Genomic DNA, 17,327 nt, shown 5'->3' on the forward strand with positions numbered 1-17,327 from the left:
TATTGAGTGGGATCAATCAAGAAACGTGCTGAAGGAACTCCTGTAAACGTACGCTGGGTGGGTGGTTGATCAAATAGTGGGGATGACCGTCCTGCGCAATTCGTCCTTGGTCGATGAAGATCAGACGCGATGCCACTTTTTCGGCAAAGCCGATTTCGTGGGTGACGATCACCATGGTCATGCCTTCTTCTGCCAGATCCTGCATAACCTTCAGCACTTCATGGCGTAGTTCTGGGTCCAGCGCGGAGGTTGGCTCATCAAACAGCATCATTTTCGGCTTTACCGCCAGTGCGCGGGCGATCGCCACGCGCTGCTGTTGTCCACCGGACAACTCAGATGGGTAATGATGGGCTCGTTCGGCCAAACCTACTTTGGCCAGCAGCTCACGTGCCAGCTTATCTGCTGCTGACTTCTTCAAACGGCGTACGCGGATCGGGCCGAAGGCGACGTTTTCCAACGCTGTCAAGTGAGGGAAAAGGTAGAATTGCTGGAACACCATGCCGGCTTCTTGGCGGATCAGACGATCGTCCACCTTGGGATCGTTAGCCCTCAGGCCATCGATGATCAGCTCACCGCTGGTGATCGCTTCCAATTTATTGATGCAACGCAGCAGAGTGGATTTGCCGGAGCCGGAAGGCCCAATAATCACCACCACTTCGCCCTGGTTAATCTTTAGATCGATATCATGCAGCACCTGGGTTGAACCAAAGTGCTTGGAGACGTTGTTAAATTCAATCACAGGATTTTCATCCTTCTTTCCAGACGCCTCAGCACGAAGCTCAGCACCAAAGTAATAATCAGATAAATAACTGCCACAGCGCTCCAAATTTCCAGTGCGCGGAAGTTACCGGCAATAATTTCCTGACCTTGACGGGTCAGTTCCGCTACGCCGATCACGATGAATAGCGAGGTGTCTTTAATGCTGATGATCCATTGGTTGCCCAGCGGTGGAAGCATGCGGCGCAAAGCCAGTGGCATAATGATGTAGCGGATGGTTTCACACCGCGACAGGCCGAGTGCCAGACCGGCTTCACGGAAGCCGTTATGGATCGATAACACCGCGCCACGGGTGATTTCCGCAATATAGGCCCCGGAGTTGATCATGATGGTGACCACTGCGGCACTGAACGGATCGATGCGCAAATCGCTAAAGGCCATCGGCAGGGCAAAGTAGATAAACATCACTTGTACTACAATCGGCGTGCCACGGATTATCTCGATAAACACCAAGGCGATATGGTTGACGATAAAACCGCCATAGGTGCGGGCAATGCCGGCGATAAGACCAATAATGAGCCCACCAATCAGACCAAGGGCCGAAATCCACAAGGTCATTTTTGCGCCTTCTAACAGAATGGGGATGGCGGGCCAGATGGCGCTCCAATCGAACTGCATGGTAATTCTCCCGGTGAACTCAAAACATAAAGATCAGACGCAACAAAAGTCAGGGGCTAAGTGATTACCCCCTGGGTTTAGGTGAATAATGCTACTGCCTGAATTACTTAGGCTCAGTACTGAACCATTTTTTATAGATTTCGGTGTATGTGCCGTTGTCGCGCAGGGTTTTCAGCGCGCCGTTCACCTTTATACGCAACTCATCGTTGCCCTTCGGAAAGGCGATGCCATACTGCTGAGCTTCCAGCAAGTCGCCCACGGTTTTAAACCTACCAGCACCTGCGGTCTTGATGAAGTACAAGATGTTGGGCGTATCGTGCAGCACGGCATCAGCGCGCTTGGTTCCCAGTTCCATATAGGCGTTGTCGATGTTGGGGAACTGACGTAGATGCGTAGTGTTGATGTGTTGCTTGGCGTAGTTAACCGAACCGGTGCCGCTTTTTACCGCGACCACTTTGCCGTTCAGATCGTCGATACCTTTTTCGGTGGTGTTGTCGGCGTTAACCATGACCAGCAGACCGCTGGTGTAGTAGCCATCAGAGAACTCGATAGCTTTCTTGCGTTCGTCGGTAATGGTGATGCCAGCCAGAGCTAGATCAATGTTCTTGGTTTGTAGGGCAGGAATTATACCGCCGAAGTCCATTGGTTTCAGGGTGTAATTCAGCTTCAGCTCTTTTGCCACCGCCGCCCATAGATCGATATCGAAACCCACATAATGCTCGCCTTGCTTGAATTCAAAGGGAACGAAGGCGGTATCGACAGCGACAGCCAGTTTATCTACTGCGTGAGAACTTATGGCAAAGGCTAGGGAAAGTGCAGCCAAGGAGAGATTGAATACTGATTTCATATGAAGCATTCCTGTACAGGTTGCGGGTTACCTATTTTTTATAATGCAGTCGTTGCTATGAAAAAAGCGTGCCATTTCTGCAAATTTTAAAAAAACAATAGGTTATAACCGAAAAAGAGGCCTTAGAGGCAGACTGTTATTTTTATGCACCAAACAAAGGCGCCAAAATGAGGCGTTAGGGATTATTTTGGTGCGTTTGGTTATCATTAACAGATGATGGGGTGTGAAACAATCAATTGATAACATTTTTGTTTCAATATTGATAACTGGATATAACTTTTTCACTATCCATCTTTTTCACTATCCATGAGGTGGGCTAGTACACTGAGGATGAAAACGGGGTAACGCTGATACACCAAATGATCGTGGTGCATCAATTCCTGGCTGTCCGTTATAACGTCCACTTCGGTATCCCGTACGTGAGTGCGGTGGAAGGTCAAAACAAAAGTAAAAAAATTAAAGGCTAAAGACCTTGACGACATACCACGTAGTTAGTGGCGGTGTTGACGGCACCGCCGATATAGCCATATTTCAGTTGGACGTCGTAGTAGAGTTTATCCCTATCCTGCCCATTCCACTCCGATGACCAGTATTCGAAGGAGTAGTCGGGGGCGTAAAAATCCGCGCACCTGTAATTCGTAAGGGCGCCCCACTCACTCTACAGACCCCCCATGACGCCGCGATTGCCTCGACGGTGGTTAGGGTTGCCATTCAACTCCTGCACCGTCGCGAGGCTGTAGCCAGACTGTCTACTGCAGTATCTCTTTGCATCAGCCTACGTCATTTCTATCTGTTTATCGTTGATAAACCCGCTTTTCAGCGTGAAGTTGTATGTGATGACGTTACCCCTTCCGCTCTTCCGTGTGCCAGTAATGGTCACTTTCTTGCCGGTACCCGTATTGCTGAAGGCTACAACGCCGTCGTTCACTGTTACCCATGAGGTATCTGAGGCCCAGGTGTAGTTTGGTGCCTGATTGCCATCGTTGAGTTCAAGTGTAAATTTCGCTCCCTTAAAGCCAGTGGTTGGGAAGCCCGCGTCTTTGTTAAAGGTATAGCCGTTGACGGCAATATCTTTTAAGTATCCATTAATGGTGATGGTGTAAGCGGGCAAGCTATTGGCACTACGCTAGCCTGGGAGTTGCAGCGTAGCTTTTAGGTCGCTACCCGTCTATTTAGCCACCTGCACACGGTCATAGGTCAGAGTAGATACCTGGCCGCTGACCGGGTTACTCTGGGCATCCTTTCGTCACCGTCAGCACCATCTTGCTGCCAGCCACGTAGCTATTCTTATCACGCGGTAGCTATTCTTATCACGCGTGATGGCTGAGTTTTCCTGGGCGGCATGACTTTCAGTGATCACTGGGGCCAGTACCGTCACCCTAATTTCGCTCCGCTCTGTGCGATTCCCACGGGTGTCCACTGCTACGCCACTCAACAGGTAGGTGTTTATCTCTTGCCCCACTTTCTGGTACGGCGGCAGTACTAGGCTGTAATCTGCGCCGACCTGCACAATTTTACCGCCCGAAGCCAGTAGTATCGGTGCCGTCCATTTAATGTGTGCCAAACCGTATTTTCTGGTCACCGATACGCCCAGCGACTTTTGCTCGCCCGTGTAGCCGCTTACCTGTTCTGCCATTTGCAGGTTTATCACCTGCTGCTGATGGTACTTCAGGAGGATATTGTTGTTACGTGCCACCAGGTCGTAGCAGCTGCCTGCCAGGCTGTGCATCGCTGCCACAGCCTCTGGATTAAGTTGCTGATGCCACGGTACGCCCAATTGATGGTGCAGCTCAACACTTAGGTGAATGTCGCTTTTGCTGTGCTGTCCCTGCCGCTGTTCCGCACTGTGAAGGTGATGAGAGGAATTGGGGTATAGTCCATGTGAGGGTGTGGGGGTTGTGCTGTCTGGTTTCCTTTCCAAACAGTGCCACATCTTTACCGTAATACTACTGATACGCCAGTTTCACGCCAAGCTGAGGCAGCAAGGGTAGCCAAGCCTGCACATGCACGTCCCAGCCGTTGGCAGGGCGGACTTCATAGTCTTCCACATTCGGTGAATCCTTCCAGCCTGTCAGACGTCTATAGCTGTTGACATTCAGCTTCAGGAAATCGCGCCAGTATTCTACGCCAATGCCAGCTCGCGCGTGTTCTTGGGATAAATCATAATCACCAAAGATATTGCCGCCTAGCATGTAGCCGGGTGAAAAGTGGCGGAATCCCACCCCGATATTTGACTGGGTTCGGTCATCAGTACGGTGTAGGCTGCCTTGGATAAAAACCAGCCTATCCTTTTGTTCCTACACAAGTAGGTAAAATTGTGAGTTTTTCAGGGAAAATTTTTATCGGTATCAAGCTGCACCCGAGCAGTACCAAACTGGTTCAGCCATTGCTGGGTCTCGCCGCTGACCACACTATTTAACGTTCCTCTGGCTCTGTTTGCTGCGGCGTCCCCCGTCCGATTATTGGACAGAAAATCCCCCATTTTTGAGGCCAGACTCGTTATTTTCTGCAACTGCCCATCATCACTGGCCTGCTGTTCCGCCGCTTTAGAGGTGGCTGCATCATTCCATATGATTTCGGGAAGCGGTGCCAGCGGCACATCCAGCTCATCACCAGGTTGCAGATGCTCAAACCCGTGCGCAAAGGTGCGAAACTGATTAAGCTTGCGCAGCTCCTCCAATGTCATATGATATTTTTGAGACAATAATGGGCGTTATTGAATAAATCGGATTTGGAATAAAGAGTCCCGTGAATGGGCAGCTTTCAGGCAAGGCGTACACTTTCTGGCATACCGGCGAGCGGCATCTTGTTTAATGCACAGATTTACTCTGTACCTCGCTGTTGCCGCTATCGAACGTCGGTGGTAGCCTGTGATACTTTTCCACCGTGTGTTGTCTCCGGTAACGCGCTGGTTCGCCACCGCTTGATTTCGCTCTGCATAGTCTGCCGACCAATAACGGGCTCCGCTGCTGGGCGGTATTAACGCCTTGAGCTTCTTGCCCCTTAACTCATCATCACACACTCGCGTATCCTAAGCCCGATCCGCCTAGGCGACTTTGATGTTACGGTACCTCTGGCGGATAAGACCTGGGAAGGCTTCGGTATCGGTGACATTGCTCAAGGAAAGGTCAGCACAGATGACCTCATGTGTTTCTGTATCTACGGCCAAATGCAGTTTTCGCCAGATCCGCCGTTTTTCCTGACCGTGTTTTTTTACCATCCACTCGCCTTCACCCAACACGTTGAGCCCGCTAGAGTCGATAACGAGGTGCGCAATTTCACCCGGCGTTGGGGTTTTAAACGGGACATGGCCGGACTTCGCCCGCTTACTGATGCAGGTGTCGTCCGGGCAATTCAACGGCACTTTGATCAGTGTGACACTGGAGTCGATGAAGCCCTGGAGGGTGCGAAGTGTCAGGCCGAAAATCCGTTTCAGCATCAATACGCTGGTGATTGCCATATCGGAATAATGTGGTGGGCGACCACGCAGAGAAGGTTTTGCCTCGCAGTACCAGGCGTGAAGTGCCGTTTCATCCCCCCAGCAAGTGAGTGAATCCCGAGTGATAAGGGCGTTTTTGTAAGCCTTCCAGTTGGTGATGTTGAACTTTTGCTGGGCCACGGAATGTCGCTATGTTGACAGAAGGAGAGTGATCTGATCCTCGTGCCGGCCAAATGTTCAATTTATTCAACAACGCCGATGACTATACCCAAAATAATTCAATTTGCAGGATGGCGACAACGCAGCGATAGATGCTTCGGTAACCCATTTAAACCGCGTTTGCGATGAACCTCATTATTCATGAGGTTCATTAATCCCCTTGAGCTTACATCAGTCAGTGACTGGGGTGAGCGAGGAAAACTAACGTACAGGCAACTTAGAACCTGTGCCAGCAGGCGCACATTGTTGTAGCCCGTTTGCACGCTGACAGCGCGCAACAACCGCAGCTTACAGGGAGTACCTGAGGAGGGTGAGCACTGCCCAAAGCCAAAATGGCAAATAACATAGCCTGATGGGATAGGTTCTTAAAGTATGTCGAGTATATAACCCTAACAGATTAACCGCGAATAGGACAACAGACCACCGAGCGGCCACAGCGTTCAGGCTTGCTGTTTGCGCAGGCGCTGTGCGGCCAGCACCATATTGTGGCCAGGGACTGACGGTTTTCCGTCCAGCCACGGGTTTTCAGGCCGCAGTCCAGGTTAACCCACAGGCGTTCCGCCGGGATGTTCTGCGCCGCTTTACGCATCGGCGCTTCGATCCATTCTGCGCTTGGCACGTTCAGCGAGTGGATGTCGTACACGCCTGGGCCGATTTCGTTCGGATACTCGAACTCTTTGAAGGTTTCCAACAGATCCATATCGGAACGTGAGGTTTCAATGGTGATCACATCGGCATCCAATGACGCGATAGAATCCATGATATCGTTGAACTCGCAGTAACACATGTGGGTATGGATCTGAGTATCATCCTGCGCTACCGCAGCGTTCAGTTTGAAGGTATCCACTGCCCAGTTCAGGTACGCCGCCCAGTCGGATTGACGCAGCGGCAGACCTTCTCGCAGCGCAGGCTCGTCGATCTGGATGATACCGATGCCGGCTTTTTCCAAGTCTTCTACTTCATCGCGCAGTGCCAAGGCGATCTGTTTGGCGATCACTTCATGGGTGACGTCTTAGCGCGGGAACGACCAGCACAGGATGGTCACCGGACCGGTCAACATGCCTTTTACGGGCTTGTCGGTCAGCGACTGAGCGTATTTCGCCCACTCGACGGTGATGGCTTGCGGGCGGCTGATGTCGCCGATAATCACTGGTGGCTTCACGCAGCAGGAACCGTAACTTTGCATCCAGCCGTTCTGGATAAAGACAAAACCATCGAGGTTCTCGCCGAAATATTCCACCATGTCGTTGCGCTCTGCTTCGCCATGCACCAGCACATCCAGCTCAAGGCGTTCTTGCTCGACGATCGCCTGCTTAATGTGTTAGCTGATGCTGGTGCGGTAGCGGTTGCCGTCAAGCCGACCTTGTTTGAAATCCAAACGCAGGCTGCGGATCTCGGTAGTCTTTGGGAACGACCCTATGGTCGCCGTGGGCCAGGTGGGTAGGTTGAAGCGCTCACGTTTTGCCTGAGCGCGCTGGGCATAAGGACGCTGGCGTTCGCTATCCCGTGCAGCGATCGCCGCCAGGCGTTTGCCTAACTGCGCATTGTGTACGCGGCTGGACTGACGGCGGACGCGGATTGGCGCGCTGTAGGCGTCCAACTCGGCCTTGTTTTGCCGTGCCAGCAGCGTTCAGTGCCAAGCTTAGCAGCGCCAATTCGGCGCATTTCTGCAACGCGAAGGCCAACCAGCTTTTGACTTCCTCGTCTAAGCAGTTTTCTACACTGAGATCGATCGGGCTGTGCAGAAGGGAGCAAGAAGTGCCGATCCACAGTGGACGGCGGCCAACCAGCGGTTGCAAGCGGCTGAACTAACTGCTCAGATCGGTATGCCAAATATTGCGGCCATTAATCACACTGACAGTAGCCACTCTTTTAGTAGCGCCTGATTCAGCACGGCGATATCGTCATGGTCGGCAACCAGATCAACGTGCAGACATTGCACCGGCAGTGTACAGAGAGTGTCAAGATTGTGGCCTATGCTGTCAAAATAGGTGGTTAGCAGCAGTTTTACCATGCCCTTCTACCAGCCATTAAGCATATCAAAAACTATTTTGGATACATAGAGCCAATTCCATTTGGACCAGGACAGCGTGCAACAACCACAACGTACAAGGAGTACGTGAGGCGGGTGAGCACTGCCCAGGGCAAAATGGCAAATTAAGTAGCCTGATGAGATAGGTGCATAGTGTGATACCGGTTTCAGCGCGGATATCCGCTATCTCCAAGTATCATTGGCTATTGGTCATTTTTGGGTTGAGAGGATGGATTGCAATGCATCAAGAGGGGCTTTACGAGGAAACAGAAAACAGTGGGTTGATCTAACTTACGCTCTGGGCAATCAATTTTTTGTAGCTTTGTCTGGGCGTTGACAGAGAAGACGTTGGGTGAGAAGGTGGTCGGCGAGAGAGGATTTGAACCTCCGACCCACTGGTCCCAAGCCAGTTGCGCTACCAAGCTGCGCTACTCGCCGATGCTTTGTTGCAGATAGTTACAGTTACAACGCTTATATTTGTGTGGTGCGAAGAGAGGGGCTCGAACCCTCACGTCCGTAAGAACACTAACACCTGAAGCTAGCGCGTCTACCAATTCCGCCACCTTCGCACAGTCACAAAACAGCTTACGCATTTTTCCTGAATTTGGGGTGGCTAATGGGACTCGAACCCACGACAGCTGGAATCACAATCCAGGGCTCTACCAGCTGAGCTATAGCCACCATAATGTCTTAACTTAATGCGATAATACCGCTACCGCAGATACTGCGCACAAACTTAATGGCGCGCCCGACAGGATTCGAACCTGAGGCCTCTGCCTCCGGAGGGCAGAGCTCTATCCAACTGAGCTACGGGCGCGTAGCGCCGTTGCGGTAGGGGATACTACGGATTTACACTAATTCTGTCTAGTGCTTTTCGCAAAAATGTTTGCGTTTGATTACCTGCCCTTGCAGTGCATCGTATGCTGGCTTAAAGGCGTTCCGCCATTCCTGCGGTAACTCCAGCACCAGCGCAGGCTCGTCGATCTGCACCCGTTCGATACCGAGTTTTGCCAGTTCGATAAGCACCTATTGGTAGACCGGTAGGATATCTTTCAGCAGTGACAGGCGGTCGAACGACTCACCCTTCACTTTGCCCAGCCACAGATAGGTGACGGGTCACAGCAGTACCGGTTTGATTTTGTGGCCCAGTACTAGCGCTTCGTCAACCTCATCCTCCAGCCTAGTTTGAACTGCTGGCCCTGATGGAATTCAGGCACTATGTCGTGGTAGTTGGTGTTGAACCACTTGGTCATTTCCGTTGCGGCTGCTGGCTCACCGCTCGGCGCACGGCCAATGCGGAATAGCGTGTCCAAATCGATACAACGATCGGCATTCTGATGGCGCGTTGGCACGTTGCCTAGCAGCAGGCTGGTGGTCAGTACATGGTCGTACCAAGCGAAATCGCCGACCGGTACCCAATCTACCGCGGCCTATCGTTGCTGTTGCCAATGGCTTGCGCGTAGCTCACGGCGAACAGCCAGCAATTCTTCCTGCGTTGTGTTGCCTGCCCAGTAGCTTTCCTGCGCTTTTTTCAGTTCACGTTGTAGCCCAACGAGTGGAAAACCCAGTGTGTGATGTAAAATTGTCATTTTCATACTCATAATTTAGCCATCTAGATGTTTACACATCCATAATCCGCAGCTACTGTATTAACCACAAGCACAATTTATTCATTTTCACTGTGAAGGATCCTCATGATTGAACTGAAACACTGACGGACGCTGCAAGCTCTGCGCAATACCGGCTCGCTGGCGGCGGCGGCAGCTCAACTCCATCAGACGCAGTCTGCGCTGTCACATCAGTTCAGCGATCTGGAGCAGCGTCTCGGCTTCAAGCTGTTTGTGCGCAAAAGCCAGCCGCTGTGCTTCACCGCGCAGGGCAAAATTTTGTTACAGCTAGCGGAAAAGGTGTTGCAGCAGATCCAGCAGGCCCTGCAGGCCTGTCACGAATCGCACTAGGCTACGTTGCGCATCGCGATTGAATGCCACAGTTGCATCCAGTGGCTGACGCTAGCGCTGGATAACTTCCTCCTCCACTTTCCGCAGGTGGTGATGGACTTCAAGTCCGGCGTTACCTTCCGATCCGCAGCCCGCGCTGCAACAGGGCGAGCTGGATCTGGTGCTGACCTCGGACATATTGCCGCGCAGCAGCCTGCATTATTCACCGATGTTTGATTTTGAGGTGCGCCTGGTACTGGCCCCAGACCATCCGCTGGCAAGCAAGCGGCACATTGAGCCGGAAGATCTGAGCGATGAAATGCTGATGATTTACCCGGTGCAGCGCCAGCGTCTGGACATCTGGAGATATTTCCTACATCCGGCGGGTGTCAGCCCAACGCTTAAAAGCGTGAATAACACGCTGCTGCTGATTCAGATGGTATCGGCGCGGATGGGGATTGCGGCGCTGCCGCACTGGGTGGTGGAAAGCTTTGAGCGTCAGGGGCTGGGTGGTGACCAAAATCCTGGGTGACGGACTGTGGAGCCGCCTGTACAATGCGGTGCGCGATGGTGAACAGCGTCAGGACAATGCTGAGTATATGCCGATCCACCATCATTAATATTCCAAGTCAAAAAAACTAGCTTACAATGCTTACTATTGCTGTAGTAGGGCGTTGTTGAATAAATCGGATTTGGAATAAAAGAGTACCGTGAATGGGCATCTTTCAGGCAAGGCGTACACTTTCTGGCATACCGGCGAGCGTCATCTTGTTTAGTGCACAGATCATGGCCAGCGCCTCTGCAACTTGCCCATCATAATCTCGCAGCGACAGGTGACTACCAAATAGCTGTTTTACTCTGTACCTCGCTGGTGCCGCTATCGAACGTCGGTGGTAGCCTGTGATACTTTTCCACCGTGTGTTGTCTCCGGTAACGCGCTGGTTCACCACTGATTGATTTCGGTCTGCATAGTCTGCCGACCAATAACGGGCTCCGCTGCTGGGCGGTATTAACGCCTTGAGCTTCTTGCCCCTTAACTCATCATCACACACTCGCGTATCCTAAGCCCGATCCGCCGAGGCGACTTTGATTTTACGGTACCTCTGGCGGATGAGACCTGGGAAGGCTTCGGTATCGGTGACATTGCTCAAGGAAAGGTCAGCACAGATGACCTCATGTGTTTCTGTATCTACGGCCAAATGCAGTTTTCGCCAGATACGCCGTTTTTCCTGACCGTGTTTTTTTACCTTCCACTCCCCTTAACCCAACACGTTGAGCCCGGTAGAGTCGATAACGAGGTGCGCAATTTCACCCAGCGTTGGGGTTTTAAACGGGACATGGCCAGACTTCGCCCGCTTACTGATGCAGGTGTCGTCCGGGCAGTTCAACGGCACTTTGATCAGTGTGACCATGGAGTCGACGAAGCCCTGGAGGGCGCGAAGTGTCAGGCAGAAAATCCGTTTCAGCATCAATACGCTGGTGATTGCCATTACGCTGGTCATTGCCATATCGGAATAATGTTGTCGGCGACCACGCAGAGAAGGTTTTGCCTCGCAGTACCAGGCGTGAAGTGCCGTTTCATCCACGGAGAAAGTGAGTGAACCCCGAGTGATAAGGGCGTTGTTGTAAGCCTTACAGTTGGTGATGTTGAACTTTTGCTGGGCCACGGAATGTCGCTATTTTGACAGAAGGAGAGTGATCTGATCCGCGTGCCGGCCAAAAGTTCGATTTATTCAACAACGCCAGTTAGGCGGCTAAAAATGCGGCTCAAGGTAAAGAATAATGTTCCTGCCTGACTGAACAACAGCATTTTACCCTATAATACTCACAGGTTTTTGTAGAAAGGCAGGGGATATATTATGACGCAGGATGAAATGAAAAAAGCAGTGGGTTGGGCCGCGCTGGAATACGTAATGCCTGGTACCCTTGTTGGGGTCGGCACCGGTTCTACCGCCAGCCACTTTATTGATGCGCTTGGTTCTATCAAGCACCAAATTGAAGGCGCGGTCTCTAGTTCCCATGCTTCCACCGCCAAGTTGAAAAGCCTCGGCATCCCTGTTTTCAATAGCAATGAAGTGGACTCGTTGGATATCTATGTCGATGGGGCCGATGAAATAAACAGATATATGCAGATGATTAAAGGCGGCGGTGCGGCGCTGACGCGCGAAAAGGTGATTGCCGCCATCGCACGTAAATTTATCTGCATCGTCGATGCCAACAAGCAGGTCGATGTACTGGGCAAATTCCCGCTGCCAGTGGAGGTGATCCCGATGGCCCGATCCTATGTGGAGCGCGAACTGGTGAAGTTGGGCGGCCTGCCGGAGTATCGTCAGAACGTGGTCACCGATAACGGCAACGTGATCCTGGACGTGCATTATCTGATCATTACCGATGCTGTGGAATTAGAGAATAAAGTTAACGACATCGCTGGCGTGGTTACCGTAGGTTTGTTCGCCAACCGCTGCGCTGATGTGGCGCTGGTTGGTACGCAGGATGGCGTGAAGGTCATCGTATAAATCCCTGCGTTTTCCGGTGTTATGCGGCCTGGGAAATCTCCTGGCCGTATTATTCCTCGATTAAAATACCTTTTATTGAAATCGCTAAATTTATTTATTTATATAACTTTTTTGGTGTTGAAACCCTAAAATTGATGCATAAACCTTCCCCTTTGGTACTTTATACCAAAAAACGTCGGCATGGCTGTGCCTTGTGCTGGTGGCCAGGCAATCGTTTGTATTGCCGCCCGCGTTATTTTTGTTATGTTGGGTAGGGCTGCTTCACCGTAGCGACTTCTGAAGTCTGAACATAGTGTTGGGTAAATGGCAAAAGTATCATTGGAGAAAAAAAAGATTAAATTCCTGTTAATATAAGGGGTTAATAAAATTTCGCCGTTGCCGAAAAGCTGGTGGCAGTGGGCTGTTTTTGCATCGGTACTAATCAGGTTGAATTAAAAGCGGCGACTAAATGTGGTATTCCGGTGTTTAACGCGCCATTTTCCAATACCCGATCTGTGGCTGAGATCGTTCTGGGCGAATTGCTGCTGATGTTACGCGGTATTCCCGCCGCTAACGCCAAGGCGCACCGTGGCTTCTGGCACAAATTAGCCGTGGATGCATATGAAGCGCGCGGCAAGAAGCTGGGCATTATTAGCTACGGCCACATCGGCACCCAATGTGGCATTCTCGCAGAAGACTTGGGTATGAAGGTGTTTTTCTACGACATTGAGAACAAGCTGCAGCTGGGTAACGCTCAGCAGGTGCATCACCTGTCTGATCTACTCAATATGAGCGACGTGGTAACGTTGCATGTGCCGGAGACCCCGTCTACTAAGAACATGATTGGGGCAGAAGAACTGGCATTAATGAAGCCGGGTGCCATCCTTATCAACGCCTCGCGAGGCACTGTGGTGGATATTCCCGCGTTGTGCAAGGTGTTGGCTAGCAACCACTTTGCTGATGCGGCGATCGACGTGTTCCCAGAAGAGCCAGCGACCAACAGCCATCTATTCAACTTGCCGTTGTGTAAGTTCGATAACGTGCTGTTGACGCCGCATATTGGCGGTTCCACTTAGGAAGCGCAGGAGAACATTGGTGATGAAGTTGCTGGCAAATTGGCTAAATACTCCGACAACGGTTCGACCCTATCGGCGGTCAATTTCCCGGAAGTGTCGTTGCCGGCGCATGGGCCAAACGCCAGCCGTCTACTGCATATTCATCAGAACCGCCCTGGTGTGCTGACGCAGATTCACTAAATCTTCGCCGAAGAAGGGGCTAACATCGCTGCGCAGTATTTGCAAACCGGCTCGGAAATCAGCTATGTGGTGATCGACATCGAAGCGGAAATTGAACGTGCCGATATTGCTCTGCGACGCATGAAGGCTATCGAAGGCACCATCCGCAAACGTTTGCTGTTCTGATAGCGGAAGTGCGTAATGTAAAAGGCTGGGTTTATACGGCCTTTTGCTATTCGCTGTGCGGCCACGTCCAACTTCGTGTTGGGGTCAGGATCTCCGGCAGTGAAATATCCCAGTGTTCAGTCGGTAGTTGTGCCACTTGCTGGCAGTCGTGAGCTAGCCCTATAGGGTAAGGGCCGCCGCACCGCCAGTGGTGCAAAGTACGGTCATAAAAGCCGCCGCCCACACCCAGCCTTTGGCCGGTATCATCAAACGCCACCAACGGCGTCAGCATCACATCCAATTCGCCAAGCGGCAGCACGCCACGCAGTTCTAACTGCGGCTCCAGAATATTGAAGCGGTTGCATACCAGCGGCGTATTTGGGGTATAACGCAGGAATAACAGGTAGCCAGGGCTAAACGGGTGCAACACTGGCAGATAAATCTGCTTGCCCGATAGCCACAGCCGTTCGATCAGCGCAGTGGTGTCAAGTTCGCCATCGAAAGGCAAAAACACCGCAATGCTACGTGCAGCTAAAATGCGTGGGTGCACAGTTACGCATTCGGCTATTTTTTTGGCAGAGATGTGCTGTTGCTCGGACGTAATGTCACGTCGTCGTCGACGAATTTGTTGGCGAATAGTCTGGCGTTGCTGTAAAAAATGGGACTGAAAGGGCATGATGTCGTCAGGTTTGCTCAGTGTGGGTTTCAGCACACATAAACCGCTGAGGCTGAGGAAGAGGGATCTCCAAGATCCCGTCGCAGGTTGTAACCCTTGAACCCATGGTTTAAGGTGAACGTGCCATCGCAATCTTAAGGCTTCCCGGTGCACAGAGCATGCTCACCGATCGCAGAGTAACACATTCTATTTGTACTAAATATCGGCTCAGGGGATACCCGCTGATAAACATCTCAGAGAATTTTTACCCACTATCGAAAATTTTATATTTCAATAGACTAAGTTATTCAAACTGTGCATCCTGGCGCTCAGAGATACGGCCTTATTCAAGCAATGCTCGCTCAATTGTCTGTTGCAGCATACGAATGCGTTGCTCCATGTTGGATGCATACTCTTGGATTTTCAACTGCTCTTGAGCAAGTTCGTGACAGACGTTCAATGCTGCGATAAAAACCAGTTGCTCAGTATTTGTGACTCTAGTGCGAACTTTAAGATCTTGCAACCGTTGGTTAAGAGCATCCGCCGCCATGTTCAACGCATCTTGTTGTTCTGGCGGACAGTTGATTTTTAACGAACGGCCAAAAATTTGAATATCTACCGGTCGTGGAGACATGCCACCTTCCTGCCTAAATTTCACGCCAGCCCCAGCTTGCCTTTGTCGGCTTACCAAAACGGACGCCACTAAAATACCTCAGTATCAAGTATACAACCCCTTCCAGTTTATGGTTGTAATCTACCGCGGCGTAAGTTACCAGCTAAAACAAGGTTTCGAAATGCCTCATGACAGCCATTTTATCCCCGACTGACGCTGCGTGAGACTTGCCACATCAAGATGATAACTTACCACCGGGGTGTTGCGCTTATCTGGTATAACAATGGATCTTGGTGGTAGCATAACACGAACCTATCCTGCCAACGATGACGAATGTGCATGTCTACACATAACATATTTCCAAATTATTCATCTTTGACCGTGGTCCTCAACCAGCAGGCTGTAGCGCTGACTGCAGCAGAATTGCACGGCCCCTGATCAGTGGCCTGTCGTGCGGCTGTAGCCGTGACGCTAGCTGGCTGGCGTTAATTCACGATCTGACCAACGACGGTGTGGCTTTCCCGCAATCGCTCAGCCAGCCACTACAGCAACTGTACGAAATAACGCATAAAATGCTAGAAGATGACGGGTTTATGTTCCATCTGCTGCTGGCGGAAGGTGAAACCGTCAGAGTGTTTGAACGCGCCGATGCACTGGCTTGCTGGGTTAACCATTTCCTGCTTGGATTGGGCATAATGCAACCGAAATTGGCGCAGGTGAAAGGCGAAGTCGGCGAGGCCATCGATGATTTGAGCAATGTTGCTCAATTAGGCTATGACGAAGATGAAGATCAGGAAACGTTGAAACAGTCGCTGGAATAGGTGGTGGAATATGTACGGGTTGCTGCCATTCTGTGCCATACCGAGTTCACCCATCAGTCGCTGATAGCGCCAGAAAACATCAAACCGATGTTACATTGAACGTCATATTGCCGTTCTGCAGGCGGTGAACGCGGAAGGATTGATTTCAGGAGAAGGTTATGACTCAGCAGAAATTCAACACCCGCCGCCAGGCGTTGTTGGCGAAAATGGCTCCGGCCAGCGCGGCAGTTATTTTCTCTGCGCCGGAAATGACGCGTAGTGCAGATTCCAACTATCCCTACCGCCAGAACAGTGACTTTTGTTATCTGACCGGTTTTAACGAGCCGGAAGCGGTGCTGGTTTTGATCAAAAGCGACGAGACTCATAACTATAGCGTGCTGTTTAACAGAGTGCGTGATCTGACATCGGAAATATGGTTTGGCCGCCGCCTGGGACAAGATGCTGCACCGGCTACATTGGGGGTGGATCGCGCGCTGCCGTTCGATGACATTAACCAACAACTGCACTTACTGCTCAACGGTCTGGATGTGGTCTACCACGCGCAGGGTGAGTATGATTATGCCGATCGGATCTTGTATGGCGCGTTGGATAAACTGCGCAAGGGAAGCCGCCAAAGCTTTCAGGTGCCGCTGACACAAACTGATTGGCGTCCATGGTTGCACGATATGCGGCTGTTCAAATCGTCGGAAGAACTGGCGATAATACGCCGCGCTGGTGAAATTAGTGCGTCAGCTCATACCCGCGCGATAAAAAAATGCCGTCCTGGTATGTTTGAATACCAACTGGAGGCGGAGATCCACCACGAATTTACCCGCCTCAGTGCCCGTTACCCGTCTTACAATACCATTGTCGGCAGTGGCGAAAACGGCTGCATCCTGCATTACACCGAGAACGAATGTGTCATGCGTGATGGCGATCTGGTACTGATCGACGCTGGCTGCGAATATCAAGGATACGCGGGTGATATTACTCGCACCTTCCCGGTTAATGGCAAGTTCAGCCAGACGCAGCGCGCGGTGTACGACATCGTGCTAGCTGTGCACTTGCGTGCGTTGCAGTTGTTTAAACCGGGTACCAGCATCCGCGAAGTTAACGACCAAGTGGTGCGCATCATGATTACCAGGCTGGTGGAGCTAGGGGTGATGAAGGGCGAGGTGGAACGACTGTTTGCCGAGCAGGCACACCGTCAGTTCTACATGCATGGCTTGAGTCACTGGCTGGGCCTTGACGTGCATGATGTCGGTTCTTACGGCACGTCGAGCCGCGCTCGGGTGCTGGAGCCGGGCATGGTGCTGACCGTGGAGCCGGGGCTGTATATCGCGCCGGACGCGGACGTGCCAGCAGAGTATCGCGGCATCGGCATCCGCATTGAGGACGATATTCTAATCACCGCCGATGGTAATGAAAACCTGACCGCTGGCGTGGTGAAAGACGCCGCATCCATCGAAGCGTTGATGGCGGCGGCAAGGTAGAG

Annotated in this window: 12 protein-coding genes, 4 tRNA genes, 1 other RNA gene and 8 pseudogenes; 5 read left to right on the top strand and 20 right to left on the bottom strand. The window is 51.6% G+C overall.

Annotated features, from left to right (window positions below; translation table 11 throughout):
• Positions 1–16 precede the first annotated feature (16 nt).
• The 16 genes and pseudogenes from glnQ to AACL06_RS04545 all read right to left on the bottom strand — a co-directional run.
• The gene (gene glnQ / locus AACL06_RS04465) at positions 17–739 is read right to left on the bottom strand and encodes a glutamine ABC transporter ATP-binding protein GlnQ (protein ID WP_339038075.1); all 723 of its coding nucleotides are present in this window, start codon (positions 737–739) and stop codon (positions 17–19) included.
• Positions 736–1,395, bottom strand: coding sequence for a glutamine ABC transporter permease GlnP (gene glnP / locus AACL06_RS04470; RefSeq protein ID WP_339038077.1), 660 nt, complete (start codon positions 1,393–1,395; stop codon positions 736–738). The genes glnQ and glnP overlap by 4 nt, the downstream gene beginning before the upstream one ends.
• A 103-nt stretch (positions 1,396–1,498) precedes the next feature.
• Complete coding sequence (glnH, locus tag AACL06_RS04475; RefSeq protein WP_339038079.1) at positions 1,499–2,242, bottom strand: glutamine ABC transporter substrate-binding protein GlnH; 744 nt, start codon at positions 2,240–2,242, stop codon at positions 1,499–1,501.
• A gap of 775 nt (positions 2,243–3,017) precedes the next feature.
• A complete protein-coding gene (locus tag AACL06_RS04480; protein WP_339038081.1) occupies positions 3,018–3,353 on the bottom strand; it encodes a hypothetical protein in 336 nt (111 codons plus the stop codon).
• A gap of 141 nt (positions 3,354–3,494) precedes the next feature.
• The gene (locus AACL06_RS04485) at positions 3,495–3,971 is read right to left on the bottom strand and encodes a hypothetical protein (RefSeq protein WP_339038501.1); all 477 of its coding nucleotides are present in this window, start codon (positions 3,969–3,971) and stop codon (positions 3,495–3,497) included.
• A 12-nt stretch (positions 3,972–3,983) separates the two neighbouring features.
• Positions 3,984–4,175: pseudogene (locus AACL06_RS04490) on the bottom strand (hypothetical protein); the annotation flags it as partial.
• A 13-nt stretch (positions 4,176–4,188) separates the two neighbouring features.
• Positions 4,189–4,524: an inverse autotransporter beta domain-containing protein gene (locus tag AACL06_RS04495; protein ID WP_339038286.1), complete on the bottom strand. Its 336-nt coding sequence runs from the start codon at positions 4,522–4,524 to the stop codon at positions 4,189–4,191.
• Positions 4,525–4,568: 44 nt separating this feature from the next.
• Positions 4,569–4,946 (bottom strand): inverse autotransporter beta domain-containing protein, encoded by a 378-nt coding sequence (locus tag AACL06_RS04500; RefSeq protein ID WP_339038083.1) that lies wholly within the window; start codon positions 4,944–4,946, stop codon positions 4,569–4,571.
• A gap of 126 nt (positions 4,947–5,072) precedes the next feature.
• A pseudogene (locus tag AACL06_RS04510) lies at positions 5,073–5,840 on the bottom strand (IS5 family transposase); the annotation flags it as partial.
• A complete protein-coding gene (locus AACL06_RS04515; RefSeq protein ID WP_339038087.1) occupies positions 5,773–5,934 on the bottom strand; it encodes a hypothetical protein in 162 nt (53 codons plus the stop codon). The gene AACL06_RS04515 and the pseudogene AACL06_RS04510, both read right to left, overlap by 68 nt.
• A gap of 406 nt (positions 5,935–6,340) precedes the next feature.
• Positions 6,341–7,920 (bottom strand): annotated as a pseudogene (metE, locus tag AACL06_RS04520) (5-methyltetrahydropteroyltriglutamate--homocysteine S-methyltransferase); the annotation flags it as partial.
• Between the two features lie 373 nt (positions 7,921–8,293).
• Positions 8,294–8,370: transfer RNA gene (locus tag AACL06_RS04525), tRNA-Pro, on the bottom strand.
• Positions 8,371–8,414: 44 nt separating this feature from the next.
• A tRNA-Leu gene (locus tag AACL06_RS04530) sits at positions 8,415–8,501 on the bottom strand.
• Between the two features lie 36 nt (positions 8,502–8,537).
• Positions 8,538–8,613: transfer RNA gene (locus AACL06_RS04535), tRNA-His, on the bottom strand.
• Between the two features lie 59 nt (positions 8,614–8,672).
• A tRNA-Arg gene (locus tag AACL06_RS04540) sits at positions 8,673–8,749 on the bottom strand.
• Between the two features lie 80 nt (positions 8,750–8,829).
• Positions 8,830–9,521 (bottom strand): annotated as a pseudogene (locus AACL06_RS04545) (5-methyltetrahydropteroyltriglutamate--homocysteine S-methyltransferase); the annotation flags it as partial.
• A 132-nt stretch (positions 9,522–9,653) separates the two neighbouring features.
• On the opposite strand from AACL06_RS04545, the pseudogene metR reads away from it, so the two are divergent.
• A pseudogene (gene metR / locus AACL06_RS04550) lies at positions 9,654–10,465 on the top strand (HTH-type transcriptional regulator MetR); the annotation flags it as partial.
• A 129-nt stretch (positions 10,466–10,594) separates the two neighbouring features.
• Here the strand turns inward: metR and AACL06_RS04555 are convergent.
• Positions 10,595–11,536 (bottom strand): annotated as a pseudogene (locus AACL06_RS04555) (IS5 family transposase).
• Between the two features lie 192 nt (positions 11,537–11,728).
• On the opposite strand from AACL06_RS04555, the gene rpiA reads away from it, so the two are divergent.
• Positions 11,729–12,385 carry a ribose-5-phosphate isomerase RpiA gene (gene rpiA, locus AACL06_RS04560; protein WP_339038089.1) on the top strand — a complete coding sequence of 219 codons (657 nt, stop codon included), beginning with the start codon at positions 11,729–11,731 and terminating at the stop codon, positions 12,383–12,385.
• A gap of 377 nt (positions 12,386–12,762) precedes the next feature.
• Positions 12,763–13,785: pseudogene (gene serA, locus AACL06_RS04565) on the top strand (phosphoglycerate dehydrogenase); the annotation flags it as partial.
• Positions 13,786–13,831: 46 nt separating this feature from the next.
• Here serA and AACL06_RS04570 read toward each other — a convergent pair.
• The 3 genes from AACL06_RS04570 to zapA all read right to left on the bottom strand — a co-directional run bounded on the left by AACL06_RS04570 (position 13,832) and on the right by zapA (position 15,053).
• Positions 13,832–14,440 carry a 5-formyltetrahydrofolate cyclo-ligase gene (locus AACL06_RS04570; protein WP_339038288.1) on the bottom strand — a complete coding sequence of 203 codons (609 nt, stop codon included), beginning with the start codon at positions 14,438–14,440 and terminating at the stop codon, positions 13,832–13,834.
• A 62-nt stretch (positions 14,441–14,502) separates the two neighbouring features.
• Positions 14,503–14,683: non-coding RNA, 6S RNA (gene ssrS / locus AACL06_RS04575), on the bottom strand.
• A gap of 79 nt (positions 14,684–14,762) precedes the next feature.
• A complete protein-coding gene (gene zapA, locus AACL06_RS04580; protein WP_339038290.1) occupies positions 14,763–15,053 on the bottom strand; it encodes a cell division protein ZapA in 291 nt (96 codons plus the stop codon).
• 318 nt (positions 15,054–15,371) lie between these two features.
• Between zapA and AACL06_RS04585 the strand changes: the two are divergent.
• A pseudogene (locus AACL06_RS04585) lies at positions 15,372–15,952 on the top strand (YecA family protein).
• Between the two features lie 59 nt (positions 15,953–16,011).
• The gene (pepP, locus tag AACL06_RS04590) at positions 16,012–17,325 is read left to right on the top strand and encodes a Xaa-Pro aminopeptidase (RefSeq protein ID WP_339038091.1); all 1,314 of its coding nucleotides are present in this window, start codon (positions 16,012–16,014) and stop codon (positions 17,323–17,325) included.
• Positions 17,326–17,327 lie beyond the last annotated feature (2 nt).

Source organism: Serratia symbiotica (Periphyllus acericola) (genome assembly GCF_964019515.1).
Lineage (GTDB): Bacteria > Pseudomonadota > Gammaproteobacteria > Enterobacterales > Enterobacteriaceae > Serratia > Serratia symbiotica_D.